At 70.2% G+C, this 15591-nt stretch carries 15 protein-coding genes; 8 read left to right on the forward strand and 7 right to left on the reverse strand.

Translation table 11 applies throughout. From position 1 onward, the window contains the following. Window positions 1-66 precede the first annotated feature (66 nt). Together ABZV93_RS27840 and ABZV93_RS27845 are read left to right on the forward strand one after the other, a co-directional pair. Window positions 67-975, forward strand: a complete 909-nt coding sequence (locus tag ABZV93_RS27840) for an SDR family oxidoreductase (RefSeq protein WP_354941736.1) — start codon at window positions 67-69, stop codon at window positions 973-975. A gap of 49 nt (window positions 976-1024) precedes the next feature. Further along, window positions 1025-2626: an amidohydrolase family protein gene (locus tag ABZV93_RS27845; protein WP_354941738.1), complete on the forward strand. Its 1602-nt coding sequence runs from the start codon at window positions 1025-1027 to the stop codon at window positions 2624-2626. Window positions 2627-2649: 23 nt separating this feature from the next. On the opposite strand, the gene ABZV93_RS27850 is transcribed toward ABZV93_RS27845, so the two are convergent. Then, window positions 2650-3285 (reverse strand): endonuclease, encoded by a 636-nt coding sequence (locus ABZV93_RS27850; RefSeq protein WP_354941740.1) that lies wholly within the window; start codon window positions 3283-3285, stop codon window positions 2650-2652. Between the two features lie 78 nt (window positions 3286-3363). On the opposite strand from ABZV93_RS27850, the gene ABZV93_RS27855 reads away from it, so the two are divergent. Further along, window positions 3364-4503, forward strand: a complete 1140-nt coding sequence (locus tag ABZV93_RS27855) for a mandelate racemase/muconate lactonizing enzyme family protein (RefSeq protein WP_354941742.1) — start codon at window positions 3364-3366, stop codon at window positions 4501-4503. 26 nt (window positions 4504-4529) lie between these two features. Here ABZV93_RS27855 and ABZV93_RS27860 read toward each other — a convergent pair whose 3' ends face one another. Continuing rightward, complete coding sequence (locus ABZV93_RS27860) at window positions 4530-5117, reverse strand: dihydrofolate reductase family protein (protein WP_354941744.1); 588 nt, start codon at window positions 5115-5117, stop codon at window positions 4530-4532. A gap of 174 nt (window positions 5118-5291) precedes the next feature. Here ABZV93_RS27860 and ABZV93_RS27865 point away from each other — a divergent pair, with 174 nt between their 5' ends. Continuing rightward, complete coding sequence (locus ABZV93_RS27865) at window positions 5292-6482, forward strand: mandelate racemase/muconate lactonizing enzyme family protein (protein WP_354941746.1); 1191 nt, start codon at window positions 5292-5294, stop codon at window positions 6480-6482. Between the two features lie 24 nt (window positions 6483-6506). On the opposite strand, the gene ABZV93_RS27870 is transcribed toward ABZV93_RS27865, so the two are convergent. Continuing rightward, on the reverse strand, window positions 6507-7754 hold the full coding sequence (locus tag ABZV93_RS27870; RefSeq protein WP_354941748.1) for an enolase C-terminal domain-like protein: 1248 nt from the start codon (window positions 7752-7754) through the stop codon (window positions 6507-6509). Between the two features lie 103 nt (window positions 7755-7857). Here ABZV93_RS27870 and ABZV93_RS27875 point away from each other — a divergent pair, with 103 nt between their 5' ends. Further along, on the forward strand, window positions 7858-8880 hold the full coding sequence (locus ABZV93_RS27875) for a phosphotransferase (RefSeq protein WP_354941749.1): 1023 nt from the start codon (window positions 7858-7860) through the stop codon (window positions 8878-8880). A gap of 260 nt (window positions 8881-9140) precedes the next feature. Here the strand turns inward: ABZV93_RS27875 and ABZV93_RS27880 are convergent, their stop codons facing one another. The 3 genes from ABZV93_RS27880 to ABZV93_RS27890 form a co-directional block, all read right to left on the reverse strand. Next, window positions 9141-9923, reverse strand: coding sequence for a DinB family protein (locus ABZV93_RS27880; RefSeq protein WP_354941751.1), 783 nt, complete (start codon window positions 9921-9923; stop codon window positions 9141-9143). A 78-nt stretch (window positions 9924-10001) separates the two neighbouring features. Then, window positions 10002-10520 (reverse strand): ATP-binding cassette domain-containing protein, encoded by a 519-nt coding sequence (locus tag ABZV93_RS27885; protein ID WP_354941814.1) that lies wholly within the window; start codon window positions 10518-10520, stop codon window positions 10002-10004. Continuing rightward, window positions 10517-13225, reverse strand: a complete 2709-nt coding sequence (locus tag ABZV93_RS27890) for a DEAD/DEAH box helicase (RefSeq protein ID WP_354941753.1) — start codon at window positions 13223-13225, stop codon at window positions 10517-10519. The genes ABZV93_RS27885 and ABZV93_RS27890 overlap by 4 nt, the downstream gene beginning before the upstream one ends. 247 nt (window positions 13226-13472) lie before the next feature. Here ABZV93_RS27890 and ABZV93_RS27895 point away from each other — a divergent pair, with 247 nt between their 5' ends. Together ABZV93_RS27895 and ABZV93_RS27900 are read left to right on the forward strand one after the other, a co-directional pair. Beyond that, the gene (locus tag ABZV93_RS27895) at window positions 13473-13676 is read left to right on the forward strand and encodes a hypothetical protein (protein ID WP_354941755.1); all 204 of its coding nucleotides are present in this window, start codon (window positions 13473-13475) and stop codon (window positions 13674-13676) included. Window positions 13677-13839: 163 nt separating this feature from the next. Continuing rightward, entirely contained in the window at window positions 13840-14085 is a 246-nt protein-coding gene (locus ABZV93_RS27900) for a DUF6458 family protein (protein ID WP_354941757.1), read from the forward strand. Here the strand turns inward: ABZV93_RS27900 and ABZV93_RS27905 are convergent. Next, a complete protein-coding gene (locus ABZV93_RS27905) occupies window positions 14054-14785 on the reverse strand; it encodes a histidine phosphatase family protein (protein WP_354941759.1) in 732 nt (243 codons plus the stop codon). The genes ABZV93_RS27900 and ABZV93_RS27905 overlap by 32 nt on opposite strands. Window positions 14786-14857: 72 nt before the next feature. On the opposite strand from ABZV93_RS27905, the gene ABZV93_RS27910 reads away from it, so the two are divergent. Further along, window positions 14858-15583, forward strand: a complete 726-nt coding sequence (locus ABZV93_RS27910) for a phosphotransferase (RefSeq protein WP_354941761.1) — start codon at window positions 14858-14860, stop codon at window positions 15581-15583. The last annotated feature ends 8 nt before the right edge of the window (window positions 15584-15591 follow it).

The raw sequence follows: 15591 nt of genomic DNA on the forward strand, positions 1-15591 counted from the left end.
GTCCATGTCAGTCACTGACGTCAGTGACTGACGTGATCCGTTTCGCGCGATGAAGGGACGTCCACAATGCGCGTATTCGTCACCGGCGCCTCCGGCTGGATCGGCTCGGCGGTCACCGACGAACTCCTCGCCCACGGCCACAAGGTGGTCGGCCTGGCTCGCTCCGAGGAGTCCGCCGCCGCCATCGAGGCCAAGGGCGCGACCGCCCACCGAGGCGACATCGACGACCTCGACAGCCTCGCCGCCGGTGCGGCCGCGGCCGACGCCGTCATCCACCTCGCCTTCAGGCACGACTTCACCGACTACGCCGGTGCGGGGCGCACCGAGCACGCCGCCGTCGCGCGGATGCTGGACGCCATCGAGGGCGGCGACCGGCCGTTTCTGGTCGCCTCGGGACTGGCGATGGGGAGCTCCGGGCCGGTCCTGACCGAGGACGACGAGTCGCCGTTCCGGGGCGCGGACTCGATGCGCGGTGGCAGTGAGAACCTCGCACTCGACCGCGCCGGTCGCGGGGTCCGGCCGGTGGCGCTGCGGTTCGCCGCGAGCGTGCACGGCATGAGTGACCACGGTTTCGTCGCGCGGCTCACCGAGATCGCGAAGGAGCGCGGAGCCTCCGGGTACATCGGGGACGGCTCCAACCGCTGGCCCGCCGTACATCGAAGTGATGCTGCGCGGCTGGTCCGGCTCGCGCTGGAGAAGGCGCCCGCCGGCTCCCGGGTGCACGCGGTGGCGGAGGAGGGTCTTCGTACCCGCGACATCGCCACCGCGATCGGCGACCACCTCGGCCTCCCCACGGAGTCGGTCGCACCGGAGGACGCCGACGCGCACTTCGGCTGGATCGGCCGCTTCTTCGGGATGGATGCGGTCGCGTCGAGCGCCCGGACTCGCGAACTCCTCGGCTGGGAGCCGACCGGACCGACGCTCTTCGAGGACATCGCCGCCGGGACGTACGCGCCGGTGGACCTGCCGGAATAGGCCTGCCGACCCGGGGTCACGGCCCGAGGGGCCGGACTACGGTCGGGTCATGCTCGATCTCCTCGTCTGCGGCGGGACGGTGGTCGACGGCGACGGTGGACCTCCCTACCCCGCGGACGTCGCGGTCGAGGGTGACCGGATCGTCGCGGTCGAGCCGCTGCCCGGTGCGAAGGCCCGCCGGCGCGTCGACGCCGCCGGCCACTTCGTCCTTCCCGGGCTGATCGATCCGCACAGCCACAGCGACTGGTCGATCCTCGGCAACCCCGAGGCCCAGAGCACGATCCGCCAGGGGGTCACCACCGAGGTCGTCGGCAACTGCGGTGTCACCTACGCACCACTCGGGCCGAAGTCTGCACGCCAGGCGGCGGCGACGCTCGCGGCGTTCGGGTACGACGGTCCGGTCGACTGGCGCGGGTTCGGTGAGCTTCTGCAGCGGGTGGAGTCCGTCGGCACGTCGCAGAACCTCGCGTGGTTCGTCGGGCACAGCGCTCTTCGCGAGGCCGCGGGGGTCGGTACGGGGTCGCCCGGCGACGACCAGCTCGCCGCGATGCGCGACCTGCTGGCCGAGGCGCTGGACGCCGGGGCGCTCGGCATGTCGAGCGGTCTGGAGTACGGCGCGGGCCGCGCGGCCGGCACCGAGGAGCTGACCGACCTTGCTGGTGTGCTCCGTGCGCACGGCGCGAGGTATGCCAGCCACATCCGCAACCGGGACGCGGCACTCGGCGAGGCCGTCGAGGAGTTCTTCGCGGTGGCTCGCGCAGCCGGAGGCCGCGCCCAGCTGTCGCACCTCAACGTACGAGAGGACACCGGAGCGGCGCCGGACGCGTGGCATCGTGCGGTCGAACGGCTCGCGGCCGAACGCGCCACCGGCGGTGACGTGCTGGCCGACATGACGCCGTACGACGAGGGGATCGGCATGGCGACCGGACTGCTCCCGCCGTGGCTGCTGTCCGCCGGCCCGGAGGAGGCAGCGCGGCGGCTCGCCGATCCGGGCGTACGGAACCGGCTGCGGGCCGACTGCGACCGGTACTGGAGGTTCGTGCACCGGGGTGGCTGGGGCCGGGTGCGGTTGCAGGCCAGTCCTGCGACGCCGGAGCTGGAGGGGCTTGCCTTTCCCGCGATAGCCGAACGGCTCGGCTGCGACGAGTGGGACGCCTTCTTCGACGTCCTCGCTGCCGCGGGGCCCGACCTCGCGGCGGTGCAGCTGCTCGGCCGGCTGTTCAGCGACGAGCACGTCGCGGAGGCGGTGGCGCATCCGCTGTTCTGCCTGGGAGTCGACGCGTTCACCAGCCGGGTGGACGGCCCGCTGGCGGCGCGGTCGCGGCATCCGTTGTTCTTCGCCGGGCACGTGCACTACCTGGCCCATCACGTGCGTGACAACGGCACCTTGCCGCTGGAGACGGCCGTGCACAAGATGACCGCCATGGTCGCGGACCACTTCGGGCTGGCCGGCCGTGGCCGCTTGCGGCCGGGTGCGTTCGCTGACGTCGCGGTGGTCGACCTGGCCGGGCTGCGGGAGCGCTCCACGGTCGCGTCTCCGCATGCGTACGCGCACGGCGTGCCGTTCGTGATCGTCAACGGCGCCGTGGTCGTCGACGACCACGACCACACCGGCGCGCGAGCAGGCCGCTACCTTCCGCGCTCTCGATGACGGTCACCGGCCCGCACCGGCGATCAGCCGCGGACGTCGGCGGCGATGTCCTTCGACAGCGAAGCGCGGACGCAGCCCGCGACCAGCCTGGGCAGGTCGGTTTCGCCGGCGAGCTTGCTCAGCTCGCCCGGCGAGGACGGCAGACCGACCGCTTCTGCTCCCTTCGCGGTGCGGTTGTCGACGTACGGCGCGAGGTCGGTCCACACGCCCTGCACCTCGCGGCAGAAGATCGACGCACCTGTGGGACCGATACCAGGTACGAGCTGGAGCAGCTTGGCCACCTCGCCGGCATCACCGGCCTCGGCGTGCAGGCGGCGCAGATCACCCTTCCAGCGTTCGAGAACGAGGTCGGCACCCGCACCGAGCATCGTCGACGTGCGTTCGTCGTAACGGCGGTAGTGCCCGCGCCCGAGGGCGTCAACCCGGTCCTGCCAGCTCGCGTCCCGCATGGCCGCGGGCGTCCGGTAACCCGCCCTGAACAGCTCCCGAGCCGCCGCGACCGCGATGTCGGCGCCGATGCGCGCGGACAGCAACGTGGACAGGACGAGCAGTTGGTACAGCGGCGAGGGTGCGTCGCACAGCCTGATGCCGGCCTCCTCGGCGTACGTCGTGCCGTGCCGGCTGATCAGGGCCTGGGCGATCTGCTGTCGGGTAGCCATGAGGGTGCTCATACCCTCGTTCGGGACAGGGATACGCGCGCGCGACTTCGACCAGCGACAGGCACTGGGAGGAACCCGATGAGGATTCGTGAGATTCGCGTGGCCGGCCTGCGAGGCGCGACGCCACCAGGTGGCTGGAGCGCGGAGCTGCAACCGGACGACGTCGTACACACGCTCGTGGCCGTGCACACCGACGACGGACCGGTCGGGGTCGGCAGCGTCTTCACCAGCGAGGCCCTGGTCAGGGGAGCGGTGGAGGTGCTCCACCCACTGCTGCTGGGAGAGAACGCGCTGGAACCCGAGCGCGTCACCGAGAAGCTGCACCAGAACACGTTCTGGCTTGGCCGGGGTGGCTCGGTCACGCACGCGATCAGCGGGATCGACATCGCGTTGTGGGACATCCTGGGACAGGTGACGGGTCAGCCGGTGGGGCGGCTCCTCGGCGGCCGCTACCGCGATCGCGTTCTGCCGTACGCGTCGCTGCTGATGGACGAGCCGGCGGTGCTGGCTGAGGAGCTGCAACGCCTTGCCGCACAGGGTTTCCGGGCGTACAAGATCGGCTGGGGTCCGTTCGGGCGCGGCGGTGCGACGACCGCGCAGGACGAACGTATCGTCGCCGCGGCCAGGGAGGCGATCGGACCGGACGCGCTGCTCGCGGTCGACGCCGGCGGCAGCGACGCCCACTGGCAGGGCGACTACAAGTGGGCGTTGCGCACCGCCCACATGCTCGCGGACCACGACGTGGCATGGTTCGAGGAGGCGCTGCGACCGGACGCGCTGGAGGACTTCGTGGCGCTGCGCAGGAACGCGCCGGTGCCGATCTCGGGTGGCGAGGTGCTCACCCGGCGTCAGGCGTTCACGCCGTTCCTGCGTGCCGGCGCCTTCGACATCGTCCAGCCCGACGTGACCAAGGTGGGCGGCCTGTCGGAGTCCCGCCGCATCGCCTGGTCGGCGCAGGAGCACGGATCCCGGCTGATACCGCACGGCTGGAACACCGCCGTCGGCCTGGCCGCCGACCTGCAGCTGGTGTCCGCGCTGCCCGACACCGACCTGGTGGAGTACAAGACCGGCTCGCCCTACATCGACGAGCTTGTCGACGGCGGATGGAGCCTGGACGCCGACGGCATGCTCGCCATCCCGTCCGATCCGGGTCTCGGACTCACACTCGACCCCGACGCGGTGGCTCGCTTCACCGGCGGTGCCGACCTGCTCGGCTGAGCGGGCCGGCTTGCTCGACAGACGGTCTATCGCCGGACCGGGTAGCGGAGGTGAACGGCACGGCGGCCTTGGACGACGATCGGGTCCTCGAGGAGCAGGTGGCTCTCACCAAGTTTCCCGAAATAGGGAATCCCTTCGCCGAACAGCACCGGCACGAGGCTGACGCACACCTCGTCCACGAGGCCGAGGGCGAGTGCCTGCTGGATGATCGACGCACTCGCGATGGTGACGTCCCGCTCCCCGGCGATGTTTCTGGCCGCGTCGATCGCGGCTTCGACGCTGTCGGTGAACGTCGTCCTCGGCCACTTCGTGGTGGCGTCCTCCGGGATGCGGTGGGTGACGACGACCACCGGGGCGCCGACCGGGTGGTTGTCACCCCACCCTCCGGCGATGTCGAACAGCCGTCGTCCGGCGACGAGTGCGCCGACGTTCTCGGTCAGATCCCGCAGCACCTCCGCACTGGCCGCGTCGACCCGGAAGGAGACGGTGTCGTTCGGGTTCGGCACGGTCACGTCCCCGGCCTCGTACCACTCGAAGAGTTCCCCCACCTGGTCCTTCGGGTCTGCGACGAACCCGTCCAGCGACATCGTCATGTGAGTCAGCACCCTGCCCATCTGGGCCTCCTTCGATTGCTTGGCGACCCCCTACCGACCTCGTACGACCGTGAAACTTATCGGCCGGGACCGGACTTCCCCCACGGATCTGGTTGCCGTTACCGGCAGGAGAGTTCGCGGGAGTGGGCTCGGCGACCAGCATGGAAGGGGTCGAGGAGAGGTGGTGTCGCGCCGGTGAAGATCACCGCGGTGAAGTGCGCTGTACTCGGAACTAACCCCGTCGTCCGCATCGTGACCGACGAGGGGATCGACGGCTTCGGGGTCGTGGAGTCCAGGAAGTACTACCTCAAGCCGGTCGTCGGTTTCTACGAGCAGTACCTCCTCGGCCAGGATCCGACCGAGGTCGAGCGGGTCATGCTGCGGATCCGCCGGATGGGCGGCACCAAGCCGTGGGGGAGTGCGGTCAGCGCGATCGAGATCGCGCTGTGGGACCTGGCCGGCAAGGCCGCGGGTCTTCCTGTGCACAGGTTGCTCGGTGGGAAGGTGCGCGACCGGGTCCGCGTCTACAACGGCGGGGTGCGGTTTCCGCGGAAGGGTCACCGGCCCGAGGACTTCGCCGACGTGATGCGGCAGATGAGGGACGCACCGCAGGGCTTCAGCATCATCAAGCAGGCGATCGGGTTCCACGACCCGATGGTCGCGGAGATGGAAGGTCTTCTTTACGGCGAGGTGCGCACCGGCCCGCCGCATCCCTCGCGTGGGCCGATGACCGAACGCGGTCTCAACCACGCGGTCGAGTGCGTGCGCGCGATGAAGGAGGTGCTGGGCGAGGAGATCGGGCTCGCTCTGGACTGCGGGCCGGGCTGGACGGTCCCGGACGCGATCAGGTTCGCCCAGCGCCTGGAGCCGCTGAACCTGTTGTGGCTTGAGGATCTGCTCGCCGGAGACTACGTGCCGTACGCCGACGCCGGCGCCTACCGCGAGGTCACCCGGGCCACGTCGACACCGATCCACACCGGCGAACAGCTCTATCTGCGGCAGTCGTTCCTCGAGCTTGTCGGTAACCGCGCGGTGCGGGTGATCGGCCCGGACCCGTGCGACGTCGGCGGGCTGGCCGAGCTGAAGTGGATCGCGGAGTACGCCGACATGCACGGTGTGCTGATGGCGCCGCACGGAGTGGGTGACGGCGTACTCGGGGTGGCCGCGCTGGTGCAGGTGTCCGCGACACTGCCGGACAACTACGTCGCGTTCGAATATCCGATCGCCTCCCACGACTGGTGGTACGACATCGTGGAGGGCCTGCCCGACCCCATCGTGCGCGACGGCCACATCGAGGTGTGGGACCGCCCTGGGCTCGGGGTCACATTGGTGCCGGAAGCGGCGAAGAAGTACCTCGCGGAGGAGGACCACGACTTCTTCGACTGAGCTGCGAACCCGGCCCTGCCTCGCCTACCAGCGCGGCAGGGTCGGGTCGTAGTCCGGCCGTACCCGCCGCATGTAGCCGGTGTCGTCGCGCACCTGACGCTTGGAACGCACGTAGTCGGCGTGGCGGTGTTCGAGGGCGTCGAGGTCGAGGTCGACACCGAGTCCCGGTCCGGTGGGGACCGCCAGTGCACCCTCGGTGAACTTCAGCACTCCTGGCCGCACCACGTCGTACGCGCCGTTCCACGGATAGTGCGTGTCGCAGGCGTAGGTGAGCTCCGGCGTGGCCGCCGCGGCGTGCGTCATCGCGGCCAGGCTGATCCCGAGGTGGGAGTTGGAGTGCATCGACAGGCCGATGCCGAACGTGTCACACAACGTTCCGAGCGCGACCGTCCGGCGCAGCCCGCCCCAGTAGTGGTGGTCGGACAGGATCACCTGTACGGCGTCGAGCTGGACGGCCCTCGGCACCTGCTCGAAGGCCACCACGCACATGTTCGTCGCCAGCGGCAGGTCGGTGCCGGCGGCGACCTCGGCCATGCCGTCGACCCCGAGGACCGGGTCCTCCAGGTACTCCAGAACGCCCTCGAGTTCGGCGGCGACGCGCTTCGCGGTCGGCACGGTCCAGGCGCCGTTGGGATCGAGCCTCACCGGATGATCGGGGAACGCCGCCCGCAACGCCCTGGCGGTGGCGAGCTCGACGTCCGGTGGAAACACGCCGCCCTTGAGCTTGAGCGAGCCGAAGCCGTACTCGTCGATCATCCGCCGCGCCTGTGCCACCATGCCGTCGGGGTCGAGGGCCTCACCCCAGGGGTCCGGCGTTCCGTCGTACGCGCCGTCGGGATGGTCGGCCCACTTGTAGAACAGGTACGCGGAGTAGGGAACCGTCGTACGCACCGCGCCGCCGAGCAGGTCGTAGACCGGGCGGCCGGTGAGCTTGCCCTGGGCGTCCAGGCAGGCGACCTCGATGGCGGAGTGGACGGCCGTGCGCCGGCGCTGCGTCGGCACCGGCAAGCTGTCGTTGACAGCAGAGTCGATGACCGCCTGGAGCGCCGTCGTGGCGAAGACGTCGTGACCCACCAGCCGCGGGGCCACCGTCCGCAGGAGTTCCAGGTGGGGGGCGTCGCCGGAGGACTCGCCGAGCCCGACGATGGTCTCGTCCTCGAGGACCAGGCGCAGGATGGTGCGCAGCGCCAGCGGCTCGTGCACGCCGCTGGAGTTCAGCAGCGGCGGGTCCGGGAACGCGATCGGGGTGATGACCAGCTCGCGGATTCTCACCGTGTCGAGCCTACGGACGAAGGGCCGGTGCCCGAAGCGGTGCGGGCGTACGACGTCCGAATCGGCCAGCGGCGGCGGGTCCGGACAGGGTAGGTTCGGCCGGGTGAACGAACAGAGCATGGCCGCGCAGGCCGGGGACGTCCTTCGGCGCCACGGCTACCGCACCTCGGGGCTGGCGTTCGTGGGAGCCGGCGCGCAGAGCGCGTGCTACGGCACCGAAGAGGTCGCGGTGCTGCTCAGCCGCTCGGCCGACGTGGACAGGGTCGCGGATCTGACCGGGCATGTCGTTCCCGGCAGCGAGGGGCATCCGACCTGCAACAACTACGCCGTGCTCCAATGGCTGACGTCCCAGGCCGCCGACGTCGGCGTGCGGACACCGCGGTTCCTTGCCGTCGGTGACGAGCCCCGTCCGTACGCAGTGGTCGAACGCGCTCGCGGCATCCTCGCGACCGACCATCCGCGGGTGGCAGAACATGCGACCGGCTGGTTCGGTCAGCTCGGTGAGGAGCTCGCGCGGACCCATCGGGTGCGGACGGCGGGGTTCGGCATGTTCGTCCCGGACGGAGCCGGCGGGTATCGCGGACGCTTCGCGTCCTGGGCCGAGTATCTCGACAACTGGCTGGGCGTCCACCTGTGCGTCGGCCGGTCCCGACCCGAGGACCAGAAGGTGCTGGATCTGTTCTTGGCGCAGGGCATCGTCACCGAGAACGACCTCGCACTGGTGACGGCCAAGGTGCGCGAGGCCCAGGAGTGGCCGGTGAGGTCGGTCCTCACCCACTACGACAACCGGCTGGACAACCTCGTCGTGGAGGCGTCCGGCGCGGGCAACGCGGGCCGGATCACCGTCCTGGACTGGGGGCTGTCGCTCGCCGGGATCGGTATCCGGCAGGAGCTGATCAAGTTGTTCGAGACCGAGCCCACCTCGGTCGACAGTCCTCGGGTGGCCGCGTTCCTGAGCGGATATGGGCTGTCGCACGCCGAGGCGGTGGAAACCGTGGAGGACGGGAAGCTCATGCTCGTCATGGACGGGCTGGGAATGTCGTACGGCTGGGCCGGCGACCCGGACCGGCTGGACGGCATCCGGGCCTGGCTGCGCACTGTCACGCGCCTCTGCCGCGAGTGGTGAGACGCGAGGCGACACAGGAGGGTCGTTTTCCGTTACGCCGATACATGCTCAGCATCAACGGGGCGGTGACGGTTCAGCCCTGTACGGCGCCTGGGGCGTTGAACGTGATCCAGGTGTCGGGTGGTAGTTCTGGGCGACCCGGTACCGGTCTGCGTTCCTCGATCCTCATCAGCCTCCCGGTCGTCGTGATGTACGCCTTCGGACAGCGATTCCTGACCGAGGGCATCACCGTCGGCGCGGTCAAGGGCTGAGGACCGGAGTCAGACGCCGGGGGAACGCGCTTCCAGGATGGTCAGGTCGCGCTCGGCGTAGAGCCGGTGCTGCCACTCCTCGTTCAGGACGCACAGCAGGACCTCGCGTACGGGGAAACTGCGCGAAGGCGGCCACCCGGGACCCTCGACGGGCTCGGTCTGCCCGGCAAGCGACTCGGCGGTCAGGCCGTCGACGACGTCCCGCACGGTGGTCATCCGGTCCCGGCGCAGCGCGAGCACGGTGTCAAGGGGGGGTTGCGCGGTGCGGTCCCTGGGCACTCCGGGAGTTTCCGGCATCTCGTCCCAGGGCAGGTCCAGCGGATCCCAGGGGGAGGGGTCACCGAGGATCACGCGCCTGATCCAGGCGTCGGTGGCGAACACCAGGTGCCGCAGCGTCTGGACGAACGACCACTCACCGTCGACCGACTCGTGCAGCAGTGCGGGCTCGAGCCCTCGGGACCGCACCACGGTCCCGTCCCACAGGCGTTCCAGGATGTTCCAGGCATCGCGGAACCCGGCCGGATCGGTCGGCCGCATCCTGGCCCGGTCGGGATAGCGCCGGTCCAGCTCGGCCTCGACCAGCGGCGCGACGTCGACGCCGTTGATCGTGACGTTCCTGATCTCTCCGTGGATCTCCACGTCGACCAGCTCCACGCCGCGCATCACCAGGCCGCTGAGCCAGACGCCGCGAAAGTGCGTCCCGGTCAGGTCGCTGTTAAGGATCTGCGCTCCGCGCAGGTCGACCCGCTCGAACCTGGACTCGCGCAGGTCTCTGTCCACGTACTCGGCCACGGCCAGACCGTACCCCCGCTCCCTGGCCACTCGCCATCATTCGGGCCGGCCCGTCACCGTATGCAGCGATTGCCAGGGTCATCCGGCAGCGGCGGACTCGATCTCCGCGACCCGGCCGCGGTCGAGCCGGACGGTCTGGTCGGCGTTCTCGATGGTGCTCGTCCGGTGGGCGATGATCAACAGGGTGCGACCGGCCAGATGACGCGTCATCGCCTCGTGGAGAGCGGCCTCGGTCAAGCTGTCCAGGTGGGCGGTCGCCTCGTCCAGGATGACGACGTCCGGGTCGGCCAGAAAGAGCCGGGCGAGGCTGAGTCGCTGGCGCTCCCCGCCGGACAGCCGGAAGCCGCGGTCGCCGACTGTGGTGTCCAGTCCCTGCGGCAGGGTGTCGATCAGATCGCCGAGTTGGGCGCGGCGCAGGGCCTCGATGATCTGCTCGTCGGTCGAACCCGCCCGGGCCACGGTGAGGTTGGCGCGCAGGCTGGCATGCAGGACGAACACGTCCTGGGTGACCATCCCGACCGCTCGGTGCCGAGCCGCGGGGTCCAGGTCGGCCAGGTGCGCAGCCGAAGGAGTACGGACAGCCGCATCGACCCTCAGCTCCTCGCCGTCGCGGCGGCGGTCGCGCCGGAGCTGGACGAGGAGGGCTGCGCGTCGTCGGCGACGACGGCACCTCGGCGTAACGCGGCCACCGCTTCGGCTGCTGCCTGCTGGTGGCTGCCGGGCACGGTCGTCAGTTGGTCGAGGAGCTCGGCGACCTGACGGATTTCGCGTACGACATCGCCGACCAGTACGCCACTGCCGCCGACCGCTACGTCCAGCGGCGCACCGGAGGCCCACCGGTGGACCGGAACGCCCAGCGCGGGTTCGGGATGCGGTGTCGGGGACAACCCCTCGGCGGCCTCGTCGGCCTGGACCTCCCTGGTGATGGCCCGGACGGTCTCCCACCGCCGGGTCAGCTCCGCCGTGGCGAGGCCGGTCGAGGCCGGACCGCCGAGGCGCGTACGTGCGGTGAACCACGACGCGGAGGACGCGAGGGAAGCCGGGTCCAGGTCGTCCAGGAGGCCGGCCACCAGGCACTCCCCGAGCAGCAGGCCGGACGGGTGGAACAGCCGCCGAATCGCCTCGCCGGAGGGCGTCAAGGTCTGGTTGACGAGATGTCCTCGTCGGTGAAGCAGGGCCAGCACCTGGTCGAGCTCGGTGCGCACACCGGTTCTCGCTACCACCAGCGATGCCTGCAGGTCCTCGATGCTGGCGGTCAGTTGCTTCTGTCGTACGCCGAGGCGCCGCTGGGTCGCCGGCCGCTTCGGTTTGGGGCGTGGTCCGTGGGTGGTGGAGGGCCGGAGATCCTCGAGCGGCAGGTCCAGCAGCGCCAGTGCGTCGACCGCTCGCTTCGCGTGGCCGCGCTTCGTCGGTTCCCAGTCCGGAAGATCGAGGTGGGCGAGGACGGCCGGCCCGCCGCGCAGTGTCGCCGGTGTGAGCTGGAGGCGCCTTCCAGTGCTGTGGATGGCCTCCACGCAGACGGTGCCGCGTTTGGTGCCGACCCCGAGGACGACCGCCGGACCGTACTCCGGTCGTCCCGTGTCGACGACGACATCCCCGGGTCGGAGGTCGGCCAACTCCCGTGTCGAGTCCGCGCCTTCGCCGGGATCATGGTCGGCAGCGTCCTGCTCGCGGTCGCTGTCCCCGGGCGACCCGGCGAACTCCGCCAGGTCCTCCTCGACCTCGGCAAGCTCGGCTTGACGTTCGGCCAGGTCGCTACGAAGGATCGCCGCCTGGTCGAGAGCGCAGCGATGCCGCAGCGACGCCTCCACCGTGGCGCGCGCCTCCTCCAACGTGCCCGTCCGCACGAGATTCAGTGCCATCGCGGGCGTCACCCGGAACGCAGATCGGATCGACGTGAGGTGTCCGCCGGCGAGCGCACCGACTCGCTGGAACGGGACGTACGGCGACCACGGCACCACCACGTGGCCGATGTCGTCGATGCCGCGGCGCCCAGCCCGGCCCGCGAGCTGCGCGAACTCGCCCGCGTCGAGCACCTCGCCACTGGCCCGGACCACCCGGTCGATCACCACCGTGCGGGCAGGAAGGTTCACGCCGAGGGCAAGCGTCTCCGTCGCAAAGGCGACCTTGACGAGGCCCTCGCCGAACGCCGCCTCGACCACGTCGCGCTGGATCGGTGCCAGGCCGCCGTGGTGGGCCGCGACGCCGGCCTCCAGCGCGTTCTGCCAGCCGGCGGCGTCGATGGCACGGAGTTCCCCACCCGACAGGGGAGCCAGGGCTCGGCTGACGAGGGCCCGGATGCGCAGTCGTTCGGCTTCGGTGGTGAGCGTGAGGTCACCGGCCAGGCAGTCGGCTACCGCCTCGTCGCAACCGGCCCTTGACAGTACGAACCAGATCGCCGGAAGGAGGCTGTTCGCCCGCAGGTGGGCGATCAGGTCGTGCCGGGTGGGGGGTACGGGACGGTCGCGGTCGCGGGCACGCAGCCCCTCGCCCCGGGTGTCGCGCCGCGCACCGTCGAGGAGTTCGGCCGTGGTGTTGAGATGCCCGTCGACGAACACCGGCAGCAGCATCGGCGCCGTCCGGCGCAGGTTGCCGACCGCGTAGAGATGGTTGAGCCTCACCGGCCGCTGGTCCGCGACAACCAGTTCGGTGGGGCCGTGGACCCGGGTCAGCCAGTCGTGCACCAGACCGACGTCCGGGATGGTCGCCGACAGGCACACCAGCGCCACGTCGGCCGGGGTGTTGATGACCACCTCCTCCCAGACCGCGCCGCGGTCGGAGTCCTGGAGGTAGTGGAACTCGTCGAGTACGACGACGCCGAGCCGGTCCAGGGCCGCGGCGCCGGGTGCGGGATCGGGACGGCGGGAGCCGTTCGGCCCGGACGCGCGCAGGGCGCCGCGTACCTCGTACAACATGGCTCGCAGCACCTCGGTCGTCACCACGAGCACGGGTGCGCCGGGGTTGACCGTCCGGTCGCCGGTGATCAGCCCGACGCGATGGGGACCGAGACGAGCCGACAGATCGCGGTACTTCTGGTTGCTGAGGGCCTTCAGCGGGGTGGTGTAGACGGCGGTGGTGCCGGCGTCGAGGCTGCGCGCCACCGCGTAGTCGGCGACGAACGTCTTGCCCGCACCGGTCGGTGCCATGACCAGGACGGACCGGCCGGCGTCCAGGCCGTCCATCGCCTGGACCTGGAACGGGTCGGGCCGTACGCCGAAGTCGTCGAGGAACGCGCGGCGTGCAGGGGAAGTGGCGGCCGGCGGGGAGGTGTGCGGGAGAGTCGAGGTGAACCGGTCGGACAAGGCGGGCTCCGCGGCAGTCGTGGGCCACCGTCCTGCGTCCGTGCGGTCAGCGAACCGGCCGGGGCGGTGGCGCGGGCATGATCGGCAGGCTCAACGCGCCCACCCCCTTCCGCTGCCACTTCGTCACTGGCGACCGGCCGACAAAGCCCGTGCGTTGAGGCGCAGGCTGCCGGACCAGGTCGAGGTCCCGGCCAGCCTGCCCGCGCCGGTCTCGGCCCGTCAACCGGATTGTTCGCCGGAGCCGAGCGTGGGTGTGACAGCGCATGTCGATCGGGTCCGTACGATCCCTGACCGCACCGAAGCGATCGCGGCGGCGATGGCCGCGGCCGAGCCGGGGGACCTGGTTCTCGTCGCGGGCAAGGGCAGTGAGACGTACCAGATCGTCGGCCGTACGAAGGTCCCGTACACCGACGAGGAAACGGTGCTCACGCTCGCGTCCGGCTGCACCTGACGCTGAGGGCCCGGAACGAGGGCTGTGGACAAGTTTCGCGGCGAGTGATCCGTTTGTCCTAGTGTGTCCAGGTGCCGAGTTGCCTGTGACGTTCACGCTCGCTGTGTGACCTCGGCAAGGGGGGACCGAAAGGTCAGACAAGCTACGCGGGCAAGGTGGTTCTATGGGCATCGGGGTCAGCCTCCTTCTCGTCGCCGTGGGCGCGATACTCGCGTTCGCGGTCGACTACAGCCTCGCGGGCGTCGACATCGCTCTGATCGGATGGATCCTCATGACGACGGGTGCCCTGGGGGTCGTCGCCACGCTGGCCATCTGGATGCCGCGTCGGGTCAGGAACGCCCCGTCCACACGCAGCAACCCGCCCCGCCGCAGGTCGGTCAGTGAGTCCTACCGTTCCGAACGCCGGTAGCACGGCTGCTCGCCTCCCCGGCCGTCCAGGCGTGAGGAAGCAGGTGCGCGGCATCGTTGTAGCGCACGAGTCGCGCCCTCATCTGGCCTGACTCCGGCAGCCAGCCGTCCGCGACCCATTCTGTGATGCCGGTGTCGGTGATCTCGGGGTAGAAGTACGAGCCGTGGAAGGGCAGGCTGAGGAACGCCCAGAGGCTGGCTCGTAGCGGCACGGTCTGGGTGATGACGACGACGGTGCCACCCGCGTTGTCGAGAACAGTTTCGATGTGCGCCTTGGCCGCGCGTTCGATCGCGGTGCGGTACGACTCGCCGCCCGGTGACTTCGGTGCGTACGGCGACCAGTTGGCCATCCGCTCCTCGGCGAGGGTGGCCTGCCATTCCGCGACGGGGATCCCGTCGCACTCGCCGTTGTGCGGCTCACAGAATCCGCAGCTCGGTTCCGGCTCGAGGTCGCCGATCGCCGGAGAGATGACTCGTGCGGTGTCGATCGTTCGGCGGGCGCTGCTGCACAACAGCCGCGTCGTCCCAGCGAGTTCTCCGGTCGCAGCGAGCCGGGCACGCAACCTCTCGGCCTGGACGCGGCCCTCTTCGGAGATCCCCAGGTCGTCGTGGTCGACCAGGCGTACGGGGTCGTGATAGATCTTCAGGGCATCGCGGATCAGGACGAGTCGCGTGGGTGGCAGTTCACGAAGTTCGGCCATGGTGGCAATCCTCGCAGCCGGGCAACCCATATGGCATGGCCGTTTCGTGCCCACGAAGCTAGGGTGCGGACTGTGCCGGTCGCCGCGGAAGCCGTACTGCCCGAGATCAACCGCACGCATGGTCTGCGATACGCGCTGCACGGCCGGTGCGCGGGCGGGATGCAGGGCGGAGCGTGGCTACTGGTCGATCCGGAGGGGCGACCGGCAGTCATGAAGCTGCAAGCGGACAAGCCGGGCTCCCGCAGACCATCGACCCAACTCGAGGCAGTCAACCGCATGAACGCCGCGGGCTATCCCACGCCCCGGTGGATCGCGGCCGGCATCGGTGAATCCGGGATCCGTTACCACGTACAGGAATTCGTCGAGGGGGAGCCGTCGTCACCGTTGAACGCAGGCACGGCCGCATTGCTGGTCGAGGTGATCGAACGCCATGCCGGCCTGGATCCGGACCCGGCCAACAACTGGAACGTCTACATCGACTCCGTGGTCAGCGGGCAGCTTCGCGATGACAACCGGGCCTTTCTTCGTGGCTTCGGGGCACCCGGGCTGGACCTCCTCGGTGCGTTCGATCGTCTTCTCGCAGACAGCGGGCCGGTGCGCCTTCCCGGAGGTGACCTGGTCCATGGCGATCTCAACACCTGCAACGTACTGTTGCGCGACGGCAAGGTCAGCGGCGTCATCGACATCGAGGCGTTCGGCAGCGGAACCCCGGGTGATCGACTACGCGTGGTTGCTGCGCGAGGGTTATGCGACAGACGCGGAGCCCGAAGCCGTTCGGCGAGTACGGCTTGCCGGTGAAGCTGTCG

This window comes from Actinopolymorpha sp. NPDC004070 (genome assembly GCF_040610475.1).
In the GTDB taxonomy this organism is placed as follows: domain Bacteria; phylum Actinomycetota; class Actinomycetes; order Propionibacteriales; family Actinopolymorphaceae; genus Actinopolymorpha.